At 48.3% G+C, this 23,918-nt stretch carries 26 protein-coding genes; 11 read left to right on the top strand and 15 right to left on the bottom strand.

Annotated features, from left to right (window positions below; all coding sequences use genetic code 11):
- Nucleotides 1-22 precede the first annotated feature (22 nt).
- The 9 genes from rplV to KVT36_RS14465 form a co-directional block, all read right to left on the bottom strand.
- A complete protein-coding gene (rplV, locus tag KVT36_RS14505) occupies nt 23-382 on the bottom strand; it encodes a 50S ribosomal protein L22 (protein ID WP_217604213.1) in 360 nt (119 codons plus the stop codon).
- Between the two features lie 108 nt (nt 383-490).
- The gene (gene rpsS, locus KVT36_RS14500; protein WP_089918384.1) at nt 491-757 is read right to left on the bottom strand and encodes a 30S ribosomal protein S19; all 267 of its coding nucleotides are present in this window, start codon (nt 755-757) and stop codon (nt 491-493) included.
- Between the two features lie 88 nt (nt 758-845).
- The gene (gene rplB, locus KVT36_RS14495; RefSeq protein ID WP_089918382.1) at nt 846-1,679 is read right to left on the bottom strand and encodes a 50S ribosomal protein L2; all 834 of its coding nucleotides are present in this window, start codon (nt 1,677-1,679) and stop codon (nt 846-848) included.
- Between the two features lie 79 nt (nt 1,680-1,758).
- Nucleotides 1,759-2,058: a 50S ribosomal protein L23 gene (gene rplW / locus KVT36_RS14490; RefSeq protein WP_089918380.1), complete on the bottom strand. Its 300-nt coding sequence runs from the start codon at nt 2,056-2,058 to the stop codon at nt 1,759-1,761.
- A 52-nt stretch (nt 2,059-2,110) separates the two neighbouring features.
- Nucleotides 2,111-2,749, bottom strand: a complete 639-nt coding sequence (gene rplD / locus KVT36_RS14485; RefSeq protein ID WP_089918379.1) for a 50S ribosomal protein L4 — start codon at nt 2,747-2,749, stop codon at nt 2,111-2,113.
- A gap of 1 nt (nt 2,750) precedes the next feature.
- Nucleotides 2,751-3,368, bottom strand: a complete 618-nt coding sequence (rplC, locus tag KVT36_RS14480) for a 50S ribosomal protein L3 (protein ID WP_217604212.1) — start codon at nt 3,366-3,368, stop codon at nt 2,751-2,753.
- 227 nt (nt 3,369-3,595) lie between these two features.
- Nucleotides 3,596-3,901, bottom strand: coding sequence for a 30S ribosomal protein S10 (gene rpsJ / locus KVT36_RS14475; protein ID WP_012789286.1), 306 nt, complete (start codon nt 3,899-3,901; stop codon nt 3,596-3,598).
- Between the two features lie 102 nt (nt 3,902-4,003).
- On the bottom strand, nt 4,004-4,189 hold the full coding sequence (locus KVT36_RS14470) for a hypothetical protein (protein ID WP_217604211.1): 186 nt from the start codon (nt 4,187-4,189) through the stop codon (nt 4,004-4,006).
- Nucleotides 4,190-4,632: 443 nt separating this feature from the next.
- Nucleotides 4,633-5,241 (bottom strand): hypothetical protein, encoded by a 609-nt coding sequence (locus KVT36_RS14465; RefSeq protein WP_217604210.1) that lies wholly within the window; start codon nt 5,239-5,241, stop codon nt 4,633-4,635.
- A 363-nt stretch (nt 5,242-5,604) separates the two neighbouring features.
- On the opposite strand from KVT36_RS14465, the gene KVT36_RS14460 reads away from it, so the two are divergent.
- Complete coding sequence (locus KVT36_RS14460; protein ID WP_254640005.1) at nt 5,605-6,720, top strand: sorbosone dehydrogenase family protein; 1,116 nt, start codon at nt 5,605-5,607, stop codon at nt 6,718-6,720.
- 172 nt (nt 6,721-6,892) lie between these two features.
- On the opposite strand, the gene fusA is transcribed toward KVT36_RS14460, so the two are convergent.
- Complete coding sequence (gene fusA / locus KVT36_RS14455) at nt 6,893-9,040, bottom strand: elongation factor G (RefSeq protein ID WP_217604209.1); 2,148 nt, start codon at nt 9,038-9,040, stop codon at nt 6,893-6,895.
- Nucleotides 9,041-9,525: 485 nt separating this feature from the next.
- Between fusA and KVT36_RS14450 the strand changes: the two genes are divergently transcribed.
- Genes KVT36_RS14450 through KVT36_RS14435 form a run of 4 tightly spaced genes read left to right on the top strand, consistent with a single transcriptional unit; the run spans nt 9,526 to nt 14,569 of the window.
- Nucleotides 9,526-10,023: a T9SS type A sorting domain-containing protein gene (locus tag KVT36_RS14450; protein WP_217604208.1), complete on the top strand. Its 498-nt coding sequence runs from the start codon at nt 9,526-9,528 to the stop codon at nt 10,021-10,023.
- A 12-nt stretch (nt 10,024-10,035) separates the two neighbouring features.
- A complete protein-coding gene (gene porV / locus KVT36_RS14445) occupies nt 10,036-11,187 on the top strand; it encodes a type IX secretion system outer membrane channel protein PorV (protein WP_217604207.1) in 1,152 nt (383 codons plus the stop codon).
- Between the two features lie 30 nt (nt 11,188-11,217).
- Nucleotides 11,218-11,568 (top strand): hypothetical protein, encoded by a 351-nt coding sequence (locus tag KVT36_RS14440; RefSeq protein WP_217604206.1) that lies wholly within the window; start codon nt 11,218-11,220, stop codon nt 11,566-11,568.
- 13 nt (nt 11,569-11,581) lie between these two features.
- Complete coding sequence (locus KVT36_RS14435) at nt 11,582-14,569, top strand: hypothetical protein (protein ID WP_217604205.1); 2,988 nt, start codon at nt 11,582-11,584, stop codon at nt 14,567-14,569.
- 275 nt (nt 14,570-14,844) lie between these two features.
- Here the strand turns inward: KVT36_RS14435 and rpsG are convergent, their stop codons facing one another.
- The 4 genes from rpsG to KVT36_RS14415 form a co-directional block, all read right to left on the bottom strand.
- Nucleotides 14,845-15,312, bottom strand: coding sequence for a 30S ribosomal protein S7 (rpsG, locus tag KVT36_RS14430; protein ID WP_217604204.1), 468 nt, complete (start codon nt 15,310-15,312; stop codon nt 14,845-14,847).
- Nucleotides 15,313-15,343: 31 nt separating this feature from the next.
- On the bottom strand, nt 15,344-15,724 hold the full coding sequence (gene rpsL / locus KVT36_RS14425) for a 30S ribosomal protein S12 (protein WP_089918361.1): 381 nt from the start codon (nt 15,722-15,724) through the stop codon (nt 15,344-15,346).
- A 259-nt stretch (nt 15,725-15,983) separates the two neighbouring features.
- The gene (locus tag KVT36_RS14420; RefSeq protein WP_217604203.1) at nt 15,984-16,268 is read right to left on the bottom strand and encodes a hypothetical protein; all 285 of its coding nucleotides are present in this window, start codon (nt 16,266-16,268) and stop codon (nt 15,984-15,986) included.
- A 139-nt stretch (nt 16,269-16,407) separates the two neighbouring features.
- Entirely contained in the window at nt 16,408-17,520 is a 1,113-nt protein-coding gene (locus KVT36_RS14415; protein WP_254640004.1) for a branched-chain amino acid aminotransferase, read from the bottom strand.
- Between the two features lie 89 nt (nt 17,521-17,609).
- Here KVT36_RS14415 and KVT36_RS14410 point away from each other — a divergent pair, with 89 nt between their 5' ends.
- From KVT36_RS14410 to KVT36_RS14395, 4 genes are all read left to right on the top strand, one after another.
- Complete coding sequence (locus tag KVT36_RS14410) at nt 17,610-18,104, top strand: hypothetical protein (protein ID WP_217604202.1); 495 nt, start codon at nt 17,610-17,612, stop codon at nt 18,102-18,104.
- A 71-nt stretch (nt 18,105-18,175) separates the two neighbouring features.
- Nucleotides 18,176-18,778 carry an RdgB/HAM1 family non-canonical purine NTP pyrophosphatase gene (gene rdgB / locus KVT36_RS14405; protein WP_217604201.1) on the top strand — a complete coding sequence of 201 codons (603 nt, stop codon included), beginning with the start codon at nt 18,176-18,178 and terminating at the stop codon, nt 18,776-18,778.
- A 53-nt stretch (nt 18,779-18,831) separates the two neighbouring features.
- Nucleotides 18,832-19,263 carry a thioesterase family protein gene (locus tag KVT36_RS14400; RefSeq protein WP_217604200.1) on the top strand — a complete coding sequence of 144 codons (432 nt, stop codon included), beginning with the start codon at nt 18,832-18,834 and terminating at the stop codon, nt 19,261-19,263.
- 20 nt (nt 19,264-19,283) lie between these two features.
- Nucleotides 19,284-19,865, top strand: a complete 582-nt coding sequence (locus tag KVT36_RS14395; protein WP_217604199.1) for a nitroreductase — start codon at nt 19,284-19,286, stop codon at nt 19,863-19,865.
- Here KVT36_RS14395 and KVT36_RS14390 read toward each other — a convergent pair.
- Entirely contained in the window at nt 19,862-20,746 is an 885-nt protein-coding gene (locus KVT36_RS14390) for a glycerophosphodiester phosphodiesterase (RefSeq protein ID WP_254640003.1), read from the bottom strand. The genes KVT36_RS14395 and KVT36_RS14390 overlap by 4 nt on opposite strands.
- A 149-nt stretch (nt 20,747-20,895) precedes the next feature.
- On the opposite strand from KVT36_RS14390, the gene KVT36_RS14385 reads away from it, so the two are divergent.
- Together KVT36_RS14385 and KVT36_RS14380 are read left to right on the top strand one after the other, a co-directional pair.
- Nucleotides 20,896-23,430: a mechanosensitive ion channel family protein gene (locus KVT36_RS14385; protein ID WP_217604198.1), complete on the top strand. Its 2,535-nt coding sequence runs from the start codon at nt 20,896-20,898 to the stop codon at nt 23,428-23,430.
- Between the two features lie 61 nt (nt 23,431-23,491).
- Nucleotides 23,492-23,917 (top strand): thioredoxin family protein, encoded by a 426-nt coding sequence (locus KVT36_RS14380; protein WP_217604197.1) that lies wholly within the window; start codon nt 23,492-23,494, stop codon nt 23,915-23,917.
- The last annotated feature ends 1 nt before the right edge of the window (nt 23,918 follow it).

Genomic DNA, 23,918 nt, shown 5'->3' with positions numbered 1-23,918 from the left:
TTATCTAATTAGTTGAATAGTTTTATTTCTTTACTGTTTCGTTACGGCTATCCACTGCGAGGGTAACGTGGTTACTTCTCTTACGGACACGGTAACCTCTACCCTGCGGCGCCGGGCGCATTCTTTTCAGGATACGGCCACCATCCACGAAAATAGTTTTTACAACCAGGTTCGCATCTTCTACACGACTGCCTTCGTTCTTCACTTTCCAGTTAGCAATGGCAGATACCAGCAGTTTCTCCAAGGGTACGCTGGGATGCTTTGGATGGAATTTCAAAATATTCAAAGCCTTCTCCACATCCATACCGCGGATCAGATCCGCCAGCAAACGCATTTTGCGGGTAGAGGTGGGATTGTTATTCAGCTTAGCTACTGCTTCCATTGTTAATTATTTGATATTTGATATTTGAAGCCTGAAGTACGAAGTAGGACTGAGGAAATATGATGCGGGACGCTGACCTCATACTTCTTACTTCATACATCAATATGTTTACATTTTCTTATTAGCGTGTCCTTTAAAGTTGCGGGTTGGCGCAAACTCACCCAGTTTATGGCCTACCATAAACTCTGTTACATATACAGGGATGAATTTGTTACCATTGTGCACCGCAAACGTATGGCCCACAAAGTCGGGAGTGATGGTTGAACGGCGGCTCCATGTTTTGATCACGGTTTTCTTCGCGCCTTCATTCATCTTCTCCACTTTCAGCTCTAATTTTTGGTCTACGTAAGGACCTTTTTTAATGGAACGACCCATGTCTGTGTCTGTTTATTTAGATTCCAATTTCCACTTTATAAGTTCCGCTGCGGTGATCCCTTAGCGGAACTTATGCGGTGGGAGTTATTTATAATTTCTTCCCGTTCTTCCTGGTAACGATGAGCTTATCGGAGCTCTTATGCGGCTTCCTGGTTTTCAGGCCTTTTGCATATTTACCAGTTCTGGACCTGGGGTGACCACCGGAAGCTTTACCTTCACCACCACCCATCGGGTGATCTACGGGGTTCATTGCCACACCACGGTTGCGGGGGCGGATGCCTCTCCAACGGTTGGCACCAGCCTTACCGATAGATTGCAGCGCGTGGTCAGAGTTAGAAACGGTACCTACGGTTGCCATGCAAGTGATCAACACTTTGCGCAGCTCACCGGAAGGCATTTTCAGGGAAGCGTATTTTTCTTCCTTGGCGTTCAGCTGAGCGTAGGTGCCTGCACTGCGTGCAATTGCACCACCCCTGCCAGGCTGCAGCTCAATGTTGTGAACTACAGTACCCAGCGGCATATTTTTCAGCAGCAGGGCGTTACCTACTTCCGGAGCTACTTCAGGACCGCTAATAACGGTAGCGCCTACCTGCAGGCCCTGGGGAGCCAGGATGTAACGTTTTTCACCATCTGCATAACTTAGTAATGCGATGAATGCGCTACGGTTAGGATCGTATTCGATAGTCTTAACGGTAGCGGGTATGTTCTGCTTGTTGCGTTTGAAATCTATAACGCGGTAGTGTTGTTTGTGGCCACCACCTATGTAACGCATAGACCTTCTACCCTGCACGTTCCGGCCGCCTGTTTTCTTGGCAGGCTCCAGGAGGCTTTTTTCCGGTGTGTCGCTGGTCAGCTCAGCATATGCATTGCCTATTTTCCAACGGGTACCGGCTGTGATCGGTTTGTACTTCTTAAGTGCCATTGCTAGTTCTTATTGCTAGTTATTGTTTATAATGTGATCTGTATATACAACCATCCCCGACCCGGGGGTCGGGAGGGCACTATATGTTAGCATACAGATCTATCGTTTCTCCGTCGGCCAGCGTAACGATGGCTTTTTTGTAAGAGGGCTTCTTACCTGCAATGAAACCTGCCTTGGTAAAGCGGAATTTGCTTTTACCGGGCATCACGGCAGTATTTACCTCTGCTACGGCCACGCCGTAAAAATCTTCCACTGCTTTTTTAATCTCCAGCTTGTTGGCTTTTTTGTCAACAATGAAGTAGTAGCGGTTGAATTTCTCAGTGGCTTTATTCACCTTTTCTGTTACCACCGGTTTGATTAAAACGTCTGAAAGTTTCATCTTTATTTGCTTTAAGCTGTGGGCGTGAGCCGTTAGCTTGTTATTCAGTTAATTATGCTTCAGCCGGTTCTTCGGTGAAGATTTTTACAGCGCTTTCTGTGAACACCAGGTAGTTGCTGTTTACGATATCATAAGTATTGATATCGGCCAGTACTACACCGTCTACGCTGGGAATGTTCCTTAAAGACAGGTATACATTATCGTTATACTCCGGCATTACTACCAGGGTTTTACGGCCTTCTACATTAATGTTCAGGCTTTTTAAGATACCTAAGAATTGTTTGGTCTTGGGAGCTTCCAGGTTCACATCTTCCAGGATGATGATGCTGTTTTCTTTAGCTTTTGTAGACAGGGCGGAGATCTTAGCCAGATCTTTCACTTTCCTGTTCAGCTTAAAGTCATAACCATGAGGTTTGGGACCGAAGATGGTACCACCACCTTTATATAACGGGTTACGGATGTTACCTTTACGGGAACCGCCGGTACCTTTTTGTTTGTGCAGTTTACGGGAAGCACCTTTTACTTCAGCCCTGGTTTTTACCTTGTGTGTACCCTGACGCTGAGCGGCCAGGTATTGTTTTACAGCCAGGTAAATTACGTGGTTGTTAGGTTCCACACCAAAGATCTCTTCAGGAAGTTCAACAGTTCTTCCGGTTTTCTTACCTTCTATATTTAAAATATCGAGTTGCATATTACTTCTGGATTAAAACGATTGAACCATTGTGGCCGGGAACGGAACCACTTACCAGGATATAATTCTTATCAGGAAATATCTTCAGAATTTTCAGGCCTTTCACTTTCACTGCTTCGTTGCCGGTTTGGCCTGCCATACGCATACCTTTAAAAACGCGGGAAGGATAAGAAGAACCACCGATGGAACCGGGAGCCCTGCTTCTGTCGTGCTGGCCGTGTGATTGTTCACCCACACCGCTAAAGCCGTGGCGTTTAACTACGCCCTGGAAGCCTTTACCTTTGGAGGTGCCTACGATATCTACCTTTTCACCTTCTGCGAAAATCTCGCAGGTGATGGTATCACCCAGGGCTTTTTCTACAGTTGGGTTACGGAATTCTTTTACAAAACGTTTGGGAGAGGTGCTTGCTTTCGCGAAGTGATTTGTTTCTGCTTTGGTAGCGTGCTTTTCTTTTTTGTCGCTGAATGCTACCTGAATGGCGGTGTACCCATCGGTGTCTGGTGATTTCACCTGAGTAACCACGTTCGGACCGGCTTCGATAATGGTACAAGCAGTTTGCTTGCCATTAGCTTCGAAGATGCTGGTCATGCCGATCTTTTTACCAATAATACCTTTCATTTATTTATACATTTTTACCCAGCGCCTGGGGGTGTTCTAGCTTTCCCCAGGATGGGCGGTTTATATACATTTATTGGGCGGCCACCCAGAAGGCGTGACCTGTATGTTAAGTGTTTTATTGCCGGGACAGCGGTGTATAAACCGCCATACGGTTGTATGACCATTTCACCTTTTTTGCCCGTTGTATCAATCTAAGCAGGGGGGCCTTTTGCCGCCTTGCCGATGTCCTACGCTTTAATTTCCACTTCTACACCAGAGGGCAGATCCAACTTGCTCAGGGCATCTACCGTCCTGGAAGAGGAGGTATAGATATCCAGCAAGCGCTTGTGCGTACACAGCTGGAATTGCTCCCTTGCTTTCTTGTTAACGTGCGGAGAACGCAGTACTGTAAAGATTTTCTTTTCAGTAGGTAACGGAATTGGACCAGTTACCACAGCGCCCGTGTTACGCACGGTTTTTACGATCTTCTCAGCAGATTTGTCTACCAGGTTATGATCGTAGGACTTCAGCTTGATTCTTATTCTCTGAGACATATGCAATGAACTACTTCTTTTTTACCCGTACAATTTGGGAGGGCAAAGGTAATTTGTTTTTTATCAAATGACAAATTATTTCGGGAAAAAAACCATACAAAATTAAGGGCCTGCCTCAATACCGGCAAGGCCGGGCCTGGGCGAAGCCTCCTCAAAGCGCGCAAAATCAACGAAATGAGCCGGTAATAACAGCTGGGTAGCCCATCCGGTAAAGGTTTGAGCAGCCAGCACAAAAAGAACATAGTTGCCAGAAAATTCATAACAGGCAGATTCCCTCATGTGGATCATATTTTCATAATTACCGGGCTAAGGCATCAGCACCCAGCCGGAAAATAAAAACTCGGGGCAGCCGGCCCCGAGGTAGTAATAGCTAAGGGGGCTTTATTACAACGTTCCCACCAGCCCGTTCAAAAAGTCCCACAGAGCCTTTAACAGGTCGCTTAGTAAGTCGTTCATATGCATGGTTCTTTATTTGTTCCACCTACTCTGTTATTGGTTTTCGGTAATCCCACCTGCAAGCACCGGCCTTGCAGATGCACAAAATACGGTCACACTTCTGCATCCTTTTATTCAGTACGTTCATTATCAATCTGATACAACATCATGTTCAATTTTACTGAAAAGAGTAGGCAGGCAGGTTGTTCCGGATGCCTTTTTAAAAGGAAAAGATCCCTGTTCCACCACATTTATGGCGAAACAGGGACCTAATATTTTTTGTATAGTTACCGCGCTTATTTGCCGGTTTCTTCCTTCATAAGCTGACGGGCTTTGGCGGAAGGCAGATATACCTGGAAACCGATACCCAGGTTTAAGCGGTTAGAGGTGGTAGCGCTACCGAAACCTACTGTTAACTCATACTTTAACAACGCCTCCAGGGATACGTTCGGTGTAATAAAGTACGCGATACCGGGGCCTACTCCCAGATCCAGGCCGGTAGTGCTGGCAGATGTTTTGGAATTACTGGAACCGCCGAAACCAGCATTGGCTTCTACAAAAAAGCGGCTTCTCTTGGAGAATTCCAGTTTCCGCACGTTTTTGTCTTCCACAAAATAGCGGCCCAGGGCGCCAATACCATAAGTGGTTGCCGTGCCTGCATCTTTAGCAGTAACCAGGCTTAAACGGCCATACCCGCCTATGGCCAGTCCGTCCTTAATAAAATAGGCTACTTTGGGTGTGAGGTCCATCTGGAAGGCAGTACCGCCTCCCCCACCCAGGAAATTGAGGTTAAAATTGGAGATGTCTCCACCTACCATGATGTTGCCTTGTTGGGTTTGCGCTACAACAACGGAGCTACAAAATACAGCCACAGCAACCAGCGTCAATTTAAAGATCCTCTTCATGTCCGGAATTTTTGTTTTGGTTAATAATACTTGCCATCAAAAAACTATAGAAATGCGGTGTTAACTACCGCTAATACACATGAACAACATAGGATAGAGAAAATGGGGACCGGGCAAGGAATAATGGGATTCCAGGGTGCAATGCCGCAAAACTACTGAAAATGAACCATATAGCATGAAACGTGCCTAAATATTCCAGGAGGAATAATCCTTACATACCATGCCGGATCCCTATGGTAAATGCATATATCTAAAGCGGCCCGGGTTACGTTATATATACAGCCGCTTTATTATTTTGCTTCCAGCTGATAACGTTATCATAAACCGGCTTTCACGGTATTGAAAAACTAAACCTGCATTCAAATGAAACCTCCTGTAGTATTGATCCTGGGCATTATAACCCTTAGTATGCTCAGTGTAACCTGTAAAAAAAAGTCCACTACCCCTCAGCCAGAAGATGGTGACTGGCCCAGCGACAGCGTACGCACGGTAGCCCAGCAGCTGAATTTTCCCTGGGAAATACTCTGGGGGCCTGATAATTATATCTGGATGACGGAAAGAGGCGGGCGCATTAGCCGCATTGAGCCTAAAACCGGCGCTGTACAGGCCTTACTAACTATCAATGATGTGAAAACGGATGGAGAGGGCGGCCTGTTAGGCATGACCCTGCACCCCAATTTTCCGCAGCAGCCTTACCTGTATGTAGTGTACAATTATGATCAAAGCGGGAATTACCAGGAAAAAGTGGTGCGGTACAGCTACACTAACAACACCCTTAACAGCCCACAGGTGCTGCTGAGCAATATCCGGGCTGCCGGCATCCATAACGGCGCGCGCCTGCTGATAAGCCCTGATAACAAGCTCTGGATCACCACCGGTGATGCCAGTAACAGCGCCAATGCACAAAATACAGGCATTCCCAATGGCAAGGTGCTGCGCATTAACCTGGATGGCAGCATCCCTGCAGATAATCCCTATGCCAATAACCCGGTATGGAGCTATGGGCACCGCAACCCCCAGGGGCTGGTATGGGCCCATGACCGGTTGTATACCGCAGAACACGGAGCTAATATTGAGGATGAGGTAAATATTATAGAAAAACAGCGCAATTACGGCTGGCCGGCGGTAGAAGGCCCCTGCGACCAGGGTGGTGAGCAGAATTTTTGCACTACGAACAATGTACCCGCGCCCATCTGGTCATCCGGCAGCAGCACTGTGGCCACTTCCGGCATGGAGTATTATAATAACAGCCGCATACCGGAATGGGGTAATTCCCTGCTGGTAGCTACCTTAAAATCGCAGCGGCTGTATCAGCTAAAGCTGTCAGCAGATGGAAAGCAGGTTACCGGCAGCCGTACCTGGTTTGTGAATGCCTTTGGCCGCCTGCGGGATGTTTGTGTGTCGCCGGCCGGGCGGGTATACCTGTGCACCAGCAATGGCGGGAATAATGATAAGGTGATCGAGATCAGCGGTTTGTGATGCTGAATGCTTACTGCGGAGCGCTGAACGCCGAATGCCGAATGCGTAACGCAGAGTGCGGGTACGGGATATAGAGGTCTTAAAACAGAGATCCCCGGTGCAAATACATGCACCGGGGATCTTTTATTTTGGCTTGCTGCGTTCCGCGTTAAGCGTTCCGCATTCAGCATAATTAATCAGCGTTCACTTTACCTTTTACCTTAGCCATCACTTCTGCAGCGATGTTGTTAGGCGCTGGTGAGTAGTGAGAGAACTCCATGATAGAGGTAGCACGGCCGGAGGACAGAGAGCGCAGCTGGGTTACGTAACCGAACATTTCGCTCAGCGGTACTTTGGCTTTAATAACCTGGGCACCTGCTCTTGATTCCATACCTTCCAGCATACCACGGCGACGGTTCAGGTCACCGGTAACATCACCCATGTATTGATCAGGGGTAGTTACTTCCACTTTCATGATCGGCTCCAGCAGTACGGGTTTACACTTACGGCCGGCTTCACGGAAAGCAGATTTGGCGCAAAGCTCAAATGACATGGCGTCAGAATCCACTGCGTGGAAAGAACCATCAAACAAACGGATCTTCAGGTTATCCAGCGGGTAGTTAGCCAGTACACCCTGGTTCATAGATTGTTCAAAACCTTTCTGAACTGCGGGGATGAACTCCTTAGGAATTGAACCACCAAAGATATCGTTGATGAACTGGTAATGCTTGCCATCGTTCTCTTTCAGCCATTCTGCATCTGCAGGGCCGATCTCGATCTGGATGTCGGCAAACTTACCGCGACCACCGGTTTGTTTCTTATACACTTCGCGGTGCTCTATAGTAGCTGTTAATGCTTCTTTATAAGCCACCTGCGGCGCACCCTGGTTAACTTCTACCTTGAACTCGCGACGCATACGGTCAACGATGATCTCCAGGTGAAGCTCACCCATACCGCTCAGGATGGTCTGGCCGGTATCTTCGTCTGTTTTTGCCTTCAGGGTAGGATCTTCTTCTACCAGCTTGGCAATGGCCATACCCATCTTGTCCACGTCTGCCTGTGTTTTAGGCTCAATGGCAATGTGGATCACCGGCTCAGGGAAGGTCATGGATTCCAGCACAATGGGATTGTTCTCATTACAAAGAGTATCCCCTGTTTTGATATCTTTAAAACCAACCGCAGCACCAATATCACCTGCTTCGATGAAGTCGATGGGGTTCTGCTTGTTAGCGTGCATCTGCATGATACGGCTGATACGCTCGTTCTTGCCGGTACGGGTGTTCAGTACGTAGGAACCTGCTTCCAGACGGCCGGAATAGGCCCGGAAGAATGCCAGACGGCCTACGAACGGATCGGTTGCGATCTTGAACGCCAGGGCTGCGAAAGGTTCTTTTGCATCCGGTTTACGCTCAATTTCTTCACCGTTGTCGGGGTTGGTACCTTTTACCGCTTCAATATCTACCGGAGAAGGCAGGTAACGGCAAACGGCATCCAGCATTTTCTGTACGCCTTTGTTCTTGAAAGAAGAACCGCACAGCATGGGAATAATAGCGATATCAATAGTAGCCTTACGGATAGCTTCATGAATTTCCGCCTCTGAAATAGAGTTCGGATCTTCAAAGAATTTCTCCATCAGCTTGTCGTCGTATTCAGCAACAGCTTCTACCAGCTTAGCTCTCCACTCATCAGCCTCGTCCTTCATATCAGCCGGGATCTCGATCTCCTGGTAAGTAGCGCCTTTACCTTCTTCGTCCCAAATGATACCTTTCATGGTGATCAGGTCTACCACACCTTTGAAGGTATCTTCAGCGCCAATAGGCAGCATCAGGGGAACGGGGTTAGCGCCCAGCATTTCCTTCACCTGTTTTACCACGTTCAGGAAGTCGGCACCGGAACGGTCCATTTTGTTTACAAAACCGATACGGGGTACGCGGTAGCGGTTAGCCTGGCGCCATACGGTTTCAGACTGGGGTTCTACACCGGATACGGCGCAGAACAGTGCTACCAGACCATCCAGTACACGCAGGGAGCGCTCCACCTCTACGGTAAAGTCCACGTGACCCGGAGTATCAATGATGTTAAATTTATATTGTTTGGTATCAGGCTGAGTTTGGCCCTGCAGGGTCGGGAAGTTCCAGAAACAGGTAGTAGCAGCAGATGTAATGGTAATACCTCTTTCCTGCTCCTGTGCCATCCAGTCCATGGTGGCAGCACCTTCATGCACCTCACCTATCTTGTGGGTTTTACCTGTATAGTACAGGATACGCTCTGTGGTAGTGGTTTTACCCGCATCAATGTGCGCCGCAATACCAAAGTTCCTTTGAAATCTTAAGTCTGCCATAATATTAGAAATGACTGTATTTTAAATGCAATTTGGGGGGCAAAGGTAATCCTTTTTTAGAAATAAATAAAACGAGGATGCATTGCCAAAATGTTATTTAATAGTAAAAAACCATCTATGGTGCGGAGGCTGCCAGCTACCGGCAGAATTTAACCGAAAAAAAAGTGCCTGTTGTTTATCCTACCCATTTACCTAATTTTTGTGTTATTGTTTTAAGGTCTGTCAGTTGAATGTGCAGGCTGCTATAGCGCCTGGTAACAAATCCCAAAGATTGGAATTAGATTTTTTTAGTCAACCTCAATGCACACTGAATGAATACCCTAATTATTAATGTAACGTCTTGATATGTGACGTTTTAACCGAATAACACCGGTTCCAACACCTATTATTTAACTCCTTGTCAGGCTGCTGCACCAGCGCCTGATGCTCTGTTATTGCCCGTTACGGCAATGCGGATAAGTATTCTCATTACTAAATGTTGCTCCATGAAATTTATCTACACACTTTTTTTGCCTTTACTGTTGATGGGTTTGTTAAACAGCCGGGCCCGGGCGCAAAGTACGCAGCGGCAGGTGGTGGCTAGCAGCGGTGGCAGTGGCCTGGTGGGCAATGTATTCATACAGTACACCATAGGCGAACCGGTAGTGGCTACTTTTACAGGCGGCGCTACTATGCTTACCCAGGGGTTCCAGCAGCCGGAATACCCTCCCCTGACCCCGGGGGCAGATCCCATCCGGAATTTTATCCTCTACCCCAACCCTGCCTTCAGTACTGCCAAAGCGCAATTTGAGCTGCTTACCGGTTCCGGTGTGCTGATACGGATCCTTAACAGCGCCGGGCAGCAGGTATACCAGCAGTTCCAGCACTATGGCCCCGGACAGGTGGTGATACCGGTTACGGTAAGCCGTTTTGCTGCCGGCATTTATTCCGTGATCCTGAATGTGAACGGGAAACTCTTCTTTGATAAACTGGTCATCCAATAAAAATCTACGTTTATGCAATACCGTTTTACTCTACTCTCTGCCTGCCTGTTGCTGGTGGCCCTGCCGTTAGCTGCGCAAAAAGTACAGGTGCCGGTGAATGCAGGCGCTGCCTTTCTGCTGGTTAACCCGGATGCCCGCAGCGGTTCCGTAGGCGATGCTGTTACCGGCCTTGAACCCAATGTGAACGACCTGTTCGGCAATGCGGCAAAAATTGTATTCGCCGGCGACTGGGGCGTAAGCGCCTCCTACTCTCCCTGGATGTGGGAGGTGAACGACCGCAAAACACATATGGGCCATATTGCCGCCTTTAAGAACTTTAATGAGCCGGAAGGGGTAGGCGCATCCCTCAAATATTTTAATCACGGGGATATAACCTTCCGGGATAATAATGGTATGATGCTGCAGCAGTACCATGCCGTGGAATATGCGCTGGATGCCACTTACGCCCGCAAGCTGGGCCAGCATTTATCACTGGCGGTATCCCTGCGGTACATCCGCAGCCAGCTGGGCCAGGGCAGCTATAACGGCCTGCAGCAAAAACCGGCATCTGCCGGCGCCGGCGATGTGGGGCTGTATTACCAGAACTACTCCGACATCCTGGATTACGGCAACCGCTACTGCTGGGGCATCAGCTTCACCAATATAGGTTCCAAGCTGTCTTATACAGATGATAGTAACCGCCGCACCTTTTTACCCATGAACCTGCGCATAGGCGGCGGATTCACTTTTGTAAATACGGCAGATCACCAATTCACCATACTGGCCGACATCAACAAGCTGCTGGTGCCCACCCCGCCTGAATACCAGCTGGATGCTAACGGGCAGCCCACCAACGTGATCCTGAAAGGTAAAGACCCCAACCGGGGAGTGGTTTCTGCTATGTTCACCTCATTATGGGACGCGCCCGGCGGTTTCCAGGAAGAGCTGCGGGAATTTACTGCAGGCGGCGGGCTGGAATACAACTACCAGCACCAGTTCTTTGCCCGTGCCGGTTACTTCTACGAGCATCCCAATAAAGGCTATCGGCAACACTTCAGCGCCGGCGTAGGGTTGCGCATTCATTCCCTTCAGCTGGATGCGGCCTACCGCATGCCTACCACCGGAGTGCTGCAACGGGCCAGCCTGCAGTTCTCCGTGATCTACACCCGGCCTGCTAAACAATAATCCTTTGTTAATAACACAAAACATATACTAATGAAAGCATTGTACTTACTCCTGTTTATGATAACAGCTGCAACCGTTACCGCCCATGCGCAGGAACGCACCCGTGACCAGCTGTTCCCCGATTTCCAGAAAGATATTGCCAAACAGCATACAGCCGCTGCTGCTACAGCCGACCCGCGTAAAACGGCCACCTCCACCCGCAGCCTGCTTTTTACCAACTACCAGCAGACCCGCAGCAGCAATAACAGCAGCAGACAGCTAAACCGGCGCCCGGTTAGCGCTAATGGCAAACCCCAGCCTTCTGAAATATCTGCAGCAGAAGCACTCAGGGCCATTAAACCGGTGAAAATAGAAAAGACCCCTATTCAACAACAACAATAAAAATCAGCTATACATGCAAAAGCGAACTTTACTCACCCTACTGATATTAATAGCCTTAACCGGCGCTTTACAGGCGCAGAGCGGGCTTACTGGTATTAATTACCAGGCGGTGGCCCGTAATAATAATGGCGTAATGCTGGCTAACCAGGCCATGACAGTACGCATTTCCATATTAGGCGGGGCTGCCAATGGCCCGGTACAATACCAGGAAACACATGATGTTACTACCAATACATTGGGGCTATTTACCCTGCAAATAGGTAACGGCAGCCCCCTAACCGGCACCTTTGCCGCTGTTCCCTGGGCTAATGCCAACCAATACCTGAAAGTAGAAACCGCTATTGGCAACGGCAGCTTTGAAACGCTGGGCACTACCCCATTCAAAAGTGTGCCTTTTGCTTTGCACGCGGCTAATACTACCCCTGGCCCCCAAGGCCCCGCGGGACCAGCAGGACCTGCGGGCGCAACCGGACCAGCCGGGCCTGCGGGACCTGCAGGACCTAAAGGGGATGATGGACCACAGGGTGTGAAAGGTGCACCCGGCGTTGCCGGACCTGTGGGACCCGCCGGACCGGCAGGACCTGCTGGCCCTGTTGGTGGTAACGGACCTGCCGGACCCGCGGGACCAGTTGGAGCAGCCGGACCCGTAGGACCCGCTGGCCCCATAGGGCCTATAGGACCTACAGGACCGGCCGGCAGCATTAACAGCGCACCTGCAGGTGGCGATTTAAGCGGTACTTACCCTAACCCGGTGGTAGCAGCTCTACAAACCAAACCGGTATCTGCCACTGCACCCATAGCCGGCCAGGTATTAAAATTTGATGGCACCAACTGGCTGCCCAGTGCAGATAATGCCGGCGGTGGCGGGCTTACCTTACCTTACAGCGCGGCAGAAAATAATGCAGCTACCCTTTTCTCCATCACCAATGCCGGTGACGGTACTTCGCTGGAGGGGGTAAATAACACTACTACGTCCAATATCAGCGCTATCAGGGGTGTCGTGAACTCCACTTCTCCCGGTGGCTTTTCCAGCGGGATACGCGGTATTAATAATGGCACCGGTGGTTTGGGTGTTGGTGTATATGGCTCGCAGAACGGCAGCGGCTGGGGTGTATATGGCGTTACGCCCAATGGTTTAGGCGTGTATGGTAATGCCAGTGCAAACGGTACAGGCGTTTATGCCAACAGTAACACAGGCACCGGCCTTACTGCTACCAGTAATAACGGGATTCCGGCCAGCATTTCCATTTTCAATAATGCCAATAATAACAGTGCATTAAATGCCAGTACTGTAGGCAATGGTACTGTAGTTAATGTGACCAGCAGCGGCAACGGCGCGGGCCTGCGCAGCTCCACTGGTGCTGGCTTTGCCGTGCAGGGCATTACCAGCGCACAAACTTCTGCCGGTGTTGTAGGCGATAATAATGGCGGCGGGGAAGCGGTAGTAGGCCGCACCACCAGTGATATTGCAGGTGCGGTAGTAGGCCGGAATGATGGCGGCGGCTATGGCGTACGGGGCTTTATTGCTACCAGCACCAGTAACACAGGTATCGGTGTGTACGGACAGGTGGGCCTCAACAACAGCACCGGGCGGGCGGGCCGCTTTGAAAATTTCAATCAAACCAACACAGGAGGTAATACCCTGGAGGTAGAAACCAATGGCAACGGCAACATACCGGATAATACCCTGGGTAATGCTGCCTCTTTTCAGGTGAATAATACCAACAGTGTGGCAGCAGCTGTAAGAGCGGAGGTAAACACCATTTTTGGCAACTTTGGCGCAGCCGGTGTGTTTGGCACGGCTTCCGGTACCGGTGGTTTTGCCGGCTTGTTCCATGCCTCTAACCCATCCGGTAACGGACCCGCGCTGGTAGCGATCACGGATGGTAACGGCAATGCTATTACCGCTAATGCCAGTAAGGACGGCAACGCTGTGGAAGCCAATATTGATGGTGGCGGTAACGCCCTTTATGCCTGGGTACCCACCTTTGCCACAGGCCGGGCCGGCAGGTTTAATATTTTTAATGAGAATAATACCAGCGATGTAATAACCGTAACAACCGTAGGTAACGGCACTGCCGGTAATTTTAAAGTAGACCGTACTACCGGTACTTCACCGGCAGTAAAGGGAGAAGTAAATTCCATTTTCTCCAACTTTGGCACTGCCGGCATATATGGCCTCTCTTCCGGTACCGGTGGCTTTGCCGGGTTATTTTATTCCTCTAACCCATCCGGTAATGGCCCTGGCGTTATAGCTCTTACGGAAGGCACCGGTAATGGTGTTACTGCTAATGCCGGTAAAAATGGGAATGGTGTGGAGGGCAGCTCTGATGGTACCGGTAATGGCATTTATGGCTTTGTACCTAATTTTGGTACCGGCCGCGGCGCACGTTTTGCCAACTTTAACTCTGCTAATTCCAGGGAAGTGGTGCTGATCAGCAATACCGGTACAGGTACCGGGTTATTGGTGAACCATACCGGCCCTTCCGGTAATGTGGCTGTGTTCCAGAGCGCCAGTACCAATGTGGCCCGTATTAATAAGGCCGGCCGTGGCTTCTTTAATGGCGGTACTCAAAATAGCGGCGCCGATGTAGCGGAAGCTTTTGATGTAACCGGTAATATCCAGGCTTATGAGCCGGGCGATGTGCTGGTAATTGCTACGGATGCGGATCGCACCGTAGAAAAATCAAAAGGTGCTTACTCTACCCTGGTAGTGGGCGTGTATGCTACCAAACCGGGCGTATTGCTGACTGAAGAAAGCGTGGATACAGATATTTCTGATAAAGTGCCTATGGGTGTGGTAGGGGTAATTCCTACTAAAGTGTGCGGTGAGAACGGTCCTGTACGGCGGGGCGATATGCTGGTAACCTCCAGCCTGAGTGGTTATGCCATGAAGGCGGACCCCGACAAAGTAAAACCCGGGCAGGTGATTGGTAAAGCCCTGGAAGCCTTTGATGGTAATGGCACTGGTAAGATCAAAGTATTGGTGAATGTGAAATAAGCGGAATGCTTAATGCTGAACGCTTAAAGCCCGGGGTGTATGCTCCGGGCTTTTTTTGTTATACGTGAAGTATCCGGAGTAGGGCTAAGCTGGCTTAGAATTGAAGTTTATGGGCATTGAAAAACATGGCCTGCCGGACTTTGGTGAGGTGGCGCTGCCGCTGCACAGTATAGAACGCTTAACTGCGGCTATACCAAATGCGAAAAGCTGACCACAACGTTTCCGTTATGATCAGCTTTTTGCTATATATTTTCAGCGTTTAGCTTCTGATTGAACTAGATGCGGAAGTGGGAGAAAGCCTTGTTAGCTTCTGCCATACGGTGCGTATCTTCCTTCTTCTTAAAAGCGGCGCCTTCACCTTTGCTGGCAGCTACGATCTCGTTTGCCAGTTTCTCAGCCATGCTCTTACCATTTCTTTCACTAGCGTAACGTACCAACCATTTGATACTTAAAGATACTTTCCTATCGGCGCGTACCTCTGCAGGGATCTGGAAGGTAGCACCACCAATACGGCGGCTTCTAACTTCTACAGCGGGTGTTACGTTATTCAAAGCCTTTCTCCATACCTCGTAACCGTTATCACCGGTTATCTGGCTTACTTTATCTACGGCGTCGTAGAATATTTTATAGGCAATGCTCTTCTTCCCCTGCTCCATTACGTTATTCACGAAACGGGTCACCAGTTTATCATTAAACCGGGGGTCCGGAGCCAATGGTAATTTTTTAGCAGCTTGCTTTCTCATTTATCTGAAAAATTTCTCTTGAGTATTAAGATTATTTCTTAGCCTTTTCCTTTTTGGTACCATACTTGGAACGGCTCTGTTTGCGGTCTTTCACACCGGCAGTATCCAGGGAACCACGTACGATGTGATAACGCACACCCGGCAGATCCTTTACCCTACCACCACGGATCAACACGATAGAGTGCTCCTGCAGGTTATGCCCTTCACCAGGGATATATGCGATCACCTCTATTTTATTGGTCAGCTTCACTTTAGCTACTTTACGCAGCGCAGAGTTAGGCTTTTTAGGCGTTGTAGTGTACACACGTGTACATACACCCCGGCGCTGGGGGCAGCTATCAAGAGCTCTGGACTTGGATTTAGCCCGGATAATTTCTCTTCCTTTTCTTACTAATTGTTGTATAGTAGGCATTCTTTACCTAATTTTTTTTGCTGTCGGTTTACAATGACATTCCAAAGTCCAGTAAAGGATTTTGGGAGGGCAAAGGTAAACCGAACTATGATAAATTCCAAATTACTTACTTCCAAATTCCAAAAAAACTCGCGCCAGCGCTAAAAAAGCAGGAAATTACCTCCTAAGGGCTGCAAGATCTCCTTTTAATTAAAGCCGGGTAGGCTCATAACTGCTCAAAAATTCTTTCCTGAAACACCACGGTCTTTACAGCGGCATCTTATAAAAGAGCGGCGGTAATATCCCTCCACTCCTCTTCCAGGGTGCTGAACGGCATGCTTTTACCTGCCCGGGTGTACCAGTAGGCGGCATTGGACCGGTCGCCTTCCTTACGGTGCAGGTAGGCATGGATCCAGGAGCCGGTGCTGTTATCAATATCCTGCGCCACGTTATGCGCCTGTTCCCAGTCGCCCTTACCATCCCACCAAAGTGCCTGTAAAGGCCCGCTCAGCCCTGCGGGCGGCGCTGCCTGGCTCAGTGAGGCAATAAAGGCATCTAAAGTCATGGCACAAGTGTTTAAAAAAGCGGAGGGCAAAAATACAGAATCCATTTGAGAATGCCGCCCCTGTTAACAAGAATGGTCTATAAAAAAGCAGGCCGTTCCACTAAGAAACAGCCTGTGAACATAACACAACTAAAACTAATTATTTATCAATACGGTAGTTCCATCCTTTTTCATCCGCTACTTTCCCGGTACGGATAGCATCCAGGCGGCGGATCACCTCTGCACCTACTTCGTATTTAGCGGTATCCAGCTTAATATGATGGTCCTTATAATCCAGCTGCTCTACATAAGCTACACTGGAGGCGGTGCCGGTGCCAAATACTTCGCGCAGGGTGCCTGCTTTCCAGGCTGCTACGATCTCGTCAATAGATACTGGTCTTTCTTCCAGGGTCAGGCCCATCTCTTCCAGCAGCGTCATTACACTGGCGCGGGTTACCCCTGCCAAAATAGTGCCCTGATTCAGATCCGGGGTCAGCGCTTTATTGCCAATGATGGTAAATACGTTCATAGTACCGCATTCCTGCAGGTATTTGTGCTCCATTCCATCTACCCAGAGGATCTGGTCGTAACCCTGCTTGCGGGCCTGCATGGTAGGGTACATAGCCCCGCCGTAGTTACCTGCCGCCTTGGCATACCCTACCCCACCGGGAAAGGCACGGATATATTTATCCTGCACCAGCAGCTTAATGGGTTTATTAAAATATGCTCCGGAAGGAGAATTGATGATCACAAACTTATAGGTATCAGAGGGGCGCACGCCAATGAATTCATCGGCAGCGATCATAAAAGGACGCAGGTATAAAGAACATCCTTCGCCGGTTGGCACCCAGTTACGGTCCAGGTCAATGAGCATAGCCATCCCCCCAATGAAAAGCCACTCCGGTACGGAGGGCATGCCCATTCTTTCTGCAGAGATGTTAAACCGCCCGTAGTTATCGTACGGACGGAAGATCATGGGATGACCTTCCTGATCTTTATAAGCTTTAATACCTTCAAAGATAGCCTGTCCATAATGCCAGGCTGCGTTGGAAGGACTTACAGAAATATGTTGAAAGGGCAGGATCTCCGCGTTATGCCATTGTTCACCATCAAAATCAGCTACCAGCATATGGTCTGCATACTTTTTCCCAAACACCAGGTTATTAAAATCCACTTCATTAATACGGCTGTTAGTGGTTTTATTGACCTTGATCTGCTTTAATGCCTGTTCCATTAATGTTGCATTTACGCCTGGATAATCTACTACCATCATGGTTTATCAATTTTATCTCGATATTTTTACACAAATAAACTGATTTTTCCCCAGCAGGAACGATCATGTGATCACTAAAATCAATATCTATGTCTTTTGATCAATTGCAACTGGACCCATACTTTCTGGCTAAAATATATACCCAGCCTATCATTCCCGGGAAAAGCACCCCTGTTGCGGCAGAGCAAAAGCCCTTGCCTAAAGTGAAATTTTTAGGAGAAAATCAAAAAAACATCGTACTCGTCATACAAAACGAAAGCGGTGCGTATTTAAACGATGAATTGTTTAACCTGCTCACTAATATATTAAATGCATGTAAACTGGGCATGCAGGATGTTGCGTTGGTAAATATAGCAGGCTTCCCTGCATCACCCTTAACAGCGTGGCAGCAGGCTGTGAGTATGAAACAATGTGTGGTGTTTGGTATTTCTCCTGCCAGCCTGGGTTTGGAGCCGCTGCCTGCGTACCAGATACACAGTGCAGGCGGTGTGCAGCTGCTCTTCTCTGATCCTTTGGAATTAATTGCTGCTGACAAAGTATTAAAGGGCAAATTGTGGAATGGCTTAAAACAACTTTTTTTATAATCAACTGATCAGTAATAAACTTTTTAACAGCTATACTGATCATTTTTTACGGAATTAAATCAACGCAACGGATGAAACTGGTATTTGCCACTAACAACGATAACAAGATAAAAGAGATCCGCTCCCTGCTGGGCGATGTTTTTGAAATTATTACCCTGCAGGAAGCCGGTATTGATATAGATATTCCTGAACCGCATGATACCCTGGAAGCAAATGCCCGGGAAAAGTCTGAGACCATTTATAAAATGACGGGGCAAAACTCCTTTTCTGAAGATACCGGCCTGGAAGTGTTTGCCCTGGGGGGCGCGCCGGGTGTACTCTCTGCCCGTTATGCCGGGGAGCAAAAATCTGCGGATGACAATATTGCCAAAATGTTGCAGGAGCTGCAGGGGCAAACAAACCGCAGCGCACAGTTCCGCACGGTTATTTCCCTGATCCTTAACGGAACAGAACACCAGTTTGAAGGCATTTGCCCCGGTAATATATTACTGGAAAGAAAAGGCAGCAAAGGGTTTGGGTATGACCCGGTATTTGTGCCGGAAGGCGCTACCCGCAGCTTTGCAGAAATGGAGCTTACGGAGAAAAACCAGTATAGCCACCGGGCCCGGGCCTTTGCCAAACTGGTAGCTTTTTTGCAGAGCGCGAAAAATAATAATGGGAACCACTTACAATAAAGTGAGCCTTTGAACGACAACAATACAATAGCAACTATTCGAATAAAACCATAATGGCACGCGTAAAATTAGAGTTACCAGCACAGTTTAACTTCAGCACAAACATCCCCATCCGTATACAGGACCTGAACTATGGCAAACATGTTGGCAATGATGCCATCTTATCTATTATGCATGAAGCCCGCATCCAGTACCTGCAGGCCCGTGATCTAAAAGAGCTGGACAATGCCGGCGGCACCGGCCTTATTATGACCGATGTAGCCATCACCTATAAAGGCGAAAGCTTTCATGGCGATGTGCTGGAAGTTGAAGTAGCTGCTGCAGAACACAGCGCCACCGGTTTTGACCTGTACTACCGTATTACCGCCCTGCGTAAGGATACCCGCATTTTAATAGCTGAAGCCAAAACCGGCATGGTATGTTTTGATTATACGCAACGCAAGGTAACCCGCCTGCCTGCTGCCTGGAAAGAACTATTGAATTAAGCATTAAACGAACGATGAACATGGATCAGCAATTAGTAACACTTATTAAAGACAGAAGAACGATCAAACCGGCTGCCATGAACGGCAAAAAAATACCGGATGAAACTATTCGGCAATTACTGGAGCTTGCCAACTGGGCCCCTACCCATGGTTATACAGAGCCCTGGTATTTTGTAGTGTATAGCGGGGAGGGCGTAAAACGTTTCTGTACTGATCATGCGGAGCTATATAAAACCCACACCCCTGCCGCACAATACATTCCGGGTAATTACGAGAAATTACAGCACCAGGGCGACCTGGCTTCCCATATTATTGCCATTTGCATGAAACGGGGCGATAATCCCAAGATCCCGGAAATAGAGGAAATAGCGGCCGTATCCTGCGCGGTGCAGAATATGTGGTTAGGCGCTGCTGCGGAAGGAATAGCCGCTTACTGGGGATCCGGCGGTATGACGTACACCCCTGCCATGCAGGATTACCTGGGCCTGCGCAACCAGGATAAAGTGCTGGGTTTCTTTTACCTGGGTTATACAGACCAGGCGCTACCTGAAGGCAGAAGGCTGAAGCCGATAGCGGAGAAAGTGAGGGTGGTTACGAATTAAAACAGGTCGGGGTAATCTGTAATAATGCCATCTACACCTAAGGCTTTCAGCTGGGTAATTTCTTCAGCAGTATCAGGTGTCCAGGGGACGAGCTTAATATCTTTTTCTTTGCAGCTCTGCACCAGCTGGGCGTTTACGAGCTTATAGTTAGGGCTGTATACAAAAGGCGTAAAACCTAACGCTGTGAGCGCGCCATTCAGTCCGCCTAATTTATCGTCGCCTACCAGGAAAGATGTTTTTATATCCGGGTATTTTTTGTGTAACACCTGTAACGTTCTTTTATCAAAGGATTGTATCACTACCCGGTCTGTGATCTTTTTCTGCTGCAGCACGGCTACCAGCAGGTCTACAAATTCTTCGGGGGCCGGTTGCCATTCTCCATCATGCCCTTCTACAGATTTTGTTTCAATGTTATACCACATGGGTGGGTTCTTTTTCTGCTGCGCATATGCTTCTACTGAATCAATGAGCTCACCCAATAATGGTTTATGGGTTTTTATTTTCTGCTGGCGCGGAAAGTAAGGATGGGCTTTGGAGCCTACATCAAATCTTTTAACCTCCGCATAATCCATTTTATAGATAATGTAGTTATTGGTTCCATCTGCTGCAAACTCTTTTCCATCCGGTGTAAGGCTGAACAGCGGGTTAATGTAATGATCGTGGGAAAGCACTACCTGTTTGTCTTTGCTGATCACTACATCCATTTCCAGCGTAGTTACCCCTACGTCAATGGCCTTTTTCATGGCGGGTATGGTGTTTTCAGGCATGAGCCCGCGGCAGCCACGGTGGCCTTCTTTATCAAAAGCCGGGAAGGTAGTTTGCGCTTTCATTTCTAACATTGCTATCAATAAAATACCTAGCAGTAAAGTTTGTTTCACCATGTTGTATTATATAATTAAAGACTGAATATAACGGCTTATTGGCACAAGCGGTATTATGTAATCATTAATAATGCCAGAGTTTGTTAGCTGTATTGCTACAGGTAAGTAAACGGAATACCTTAAATTGCCAGGGTATTTATACAGTAACCATGAACAAGCCTATCTTTGAAAAACATGGCCGCCGCCTACTGTGGCTGCTTTTACTGTTATTACCCTGTGCCGGGTTACAGGCCCAGAAAGGGAAAAAACCACCCGCAAAAGCCCTACAGGACTCTACCCTGGCAGATAGCGCCCGTATCAGCAAACAGGTGATACAAAGCACTAAGGATACCAGCCGCTCCCGCGTATCAGATACCGCGGTGGCCATTATCATTAACCGGCTGGAAGGCTATACGCTGATGCTGAATGAGCTGGGCAGCACCCTTAAACGGGGGTATGATACTGCCCACATTACGGAGAAGCTGCCACTCATGGATTCCACCCTGCATGTGATCAAGAACAATATTGCCGCTTTGGGCAGCACCCCTAATGTACATGACCTGTATACCAATAAAGTAATGCTGGTACAGCTGAACCGCATTTTAAAAATGTGGCAGGATGATCTATTCCAGCACTATGCAAAACTGGTGAACATTAACGATACCCTGCAACAGGTACGCAAAGATACTGCCATGCGCGCCGTACCCACGGAGGACGAGCTGCGCACCTTTTACATCAGCCAGCTCACCAGCCTTATTATGAAGTTCCGGCAAATTGATAAGTCTAACAAACAGTCCCTTCTGCAAATTGGATTACTGCAGAACGAGGTGGCAATGCGCTACATAGCGGTAAACAACCTGCTGGGCGATATGGAGTTTCAGCTGGACAACTTCAGCCGGCGCATGTTCATTAAAGATTATACCTACTTATGGCAACCCAAAAAACAGTTGTATGAACCTACATTCTTTACCGTGTTAAAGGATTCTGTGTACAAGAACCTGCAGATACTGTTCATCTTTTTTTCTGTGCAATGGCCGGTGCTTGTTATCTGGTTATTGCTGGCAGGGTTGTTTGCTTTCTGGGCATATAACAATACCCGCAAGATCCGGCAGCGCCATCCACCTACGGAGGCAGAAGCTATTTTACAGCACTCCCGTATATTATACCGTTTCCCGGTGGCCAGTACGCTCATTTTTGTTTTTACGCTGGCTGGCCTGCTTTCCGTGCAGTATCCTATCCTGTTCATCCAGCTAAACTGGGTGGTTACTATTACAGCATTGAGCTATGTGATAGGCCATTCCATACCCCGGCATTTGCTGAACCACTGGATAGCGCTGGTGGGGCTGCTGTTCATTTACTTTTTGAATAACCTTACCATACAGGCCACCAATGCGGAACAATGGGGGCTGTTCCTGGCGGCTATTGCCTGCATTATATTAGGCATCCGTTTACGCAGAATAACCAAACACAGCACGCTGGCCCTGCCTAAATATTCCCGCAACATGCTGATGCTGTTTATTGTGATGAGCGCTTTTTCTCTGCTGCTGGTGCTAACCGGCCGTGTTACGGCCGCCAAGATCATTGGCGCTACAGCTGCTATTAGTATAACCATGGCCGTTAACCTGATATTTTTTGTGGACCTGCTGATGGAGGCGGTGTACCTGCAGGTAGAGGCGAATAAGCATTCCAGCACTTTTATTTCCTTTATTGATTTTCAGAATGTACAGTCGCGCTTAAAAGTATTCCTGTACCTGTTTGCCACCATTACCTGGCTAATGCTGATAGCCCGCAACCTGTATGTGTTTGATAATATTTATGAGGCGATCAGTGAGTTCCTGGAAACCGGCCGTACCATTGGTAATACTACCTTTACGTTCAGCAGTGTGATCATCTTTTTGCTGGTGCTCTGGGTATCTACTGTAATTACACAGATGATCGCCTATATGTTTGGCGACACCGGGCAAAACGCCGGTATCGGTAAAAAGAAAAAACTGGGATCTGCCATTTTGCTGATACGGTTGGCGGTATTGGGGCTGGGCGTGCTGCTGGCCTTTGCGGCTTCCGGCATACCGATGGATAAGCTGGCCATTGTGATAGGCGCATTAGGGGTGGGCATTGGTTTTGGCCTGCAGAATATTGTGAACAACCTGGTATCCGGTGTAATACTGGCCTTTGAAAAACCTATTGAAGTAGGCGATGTAATCGAGCTGGGCACCCGCTCCGGCGTGGTAAAGGAAATAGGCATCCGCTCCAGTAAGATCTCCGCGTATGATGGTTCTGAAGTAATTGTACCCAATGGGGATCTTATTTCCCAGCAGCTGATCAACTGGACCCTCAGCAACCGTACCCGCCGTGTGGAGCTGCTGATCGGAGTAGAATACGGATCAGACCTTAAACAGGTAACGGATATTTTAAAACAAACTGTAAAGGGTTGGGAAGGCATGATGGAGAACCCGGAACCGGTAGTGCTGCTGTACCAGTTTGGAGATAACTCCGTAAACTTCCGCATCTTTTTCTGGATCCTGGACCTGGGCCTTGCCGGCACCTTACAGCACGATGTACTGATCCGCATATACGAAAACCTGCAAAAAGCAGGCATCCAGATCCCCTCTCCACAGCGGGAGCTGCATATTAAGTCTGTGGATCCCACCATTTTACAACAGTGGAAACCGGAGAAACCACCGGGGGAAGGAACATCCAGCTAAAATTTAATATTGGCCTTACGTAACAACATCCCTAATTTTGTAATGTGTAATGATATTACCTATGTTCAGAACCTTGCTGTTGTTATTACTTTTTACTACTGCTTTTGCACAGGCGCAGGTGCTTAAAAACCCGGATGAAGCATTTACGCTGGCGCAAACCTCCGGCAAGGAAGTGCTGTTGATCTTTTCCGGGTCTGACTGGTGCATTCCCTGTATACAGTTTAATAAAACCATATTGGCCGATAGCAGCTTTCAGCATTTTGCACATGACAAGCTGGTGTTGCTGGAAGCCGACTTTCCACAGCGTAAAAAAATACCGGCTCCACTGAAAACACAGTATGAATCGCTGGCGGAGCAGTTTAATCCCCATGGAGCTTTTCCGCAGATAGTGCTGCTGACCCCTGCTAAAAAAATGTTAGCGCAAGTACCTTTCAGCCACCAGACGGCGGGGGATTTTATTACCACTGTGCGGCAAATGCTAAAATAAC

The organism is Chitinophaga sp. GbtcB8 (assembly GCF_019091455.1).
GTDB lineage: Bacteria > Bacteroidota > Bacteroidia > Chitinophagales > Chitinophagaceae > Chitinophaga.
This window is presented reverse-complemented; position numbering and strand designations above follow the sequence as displayed.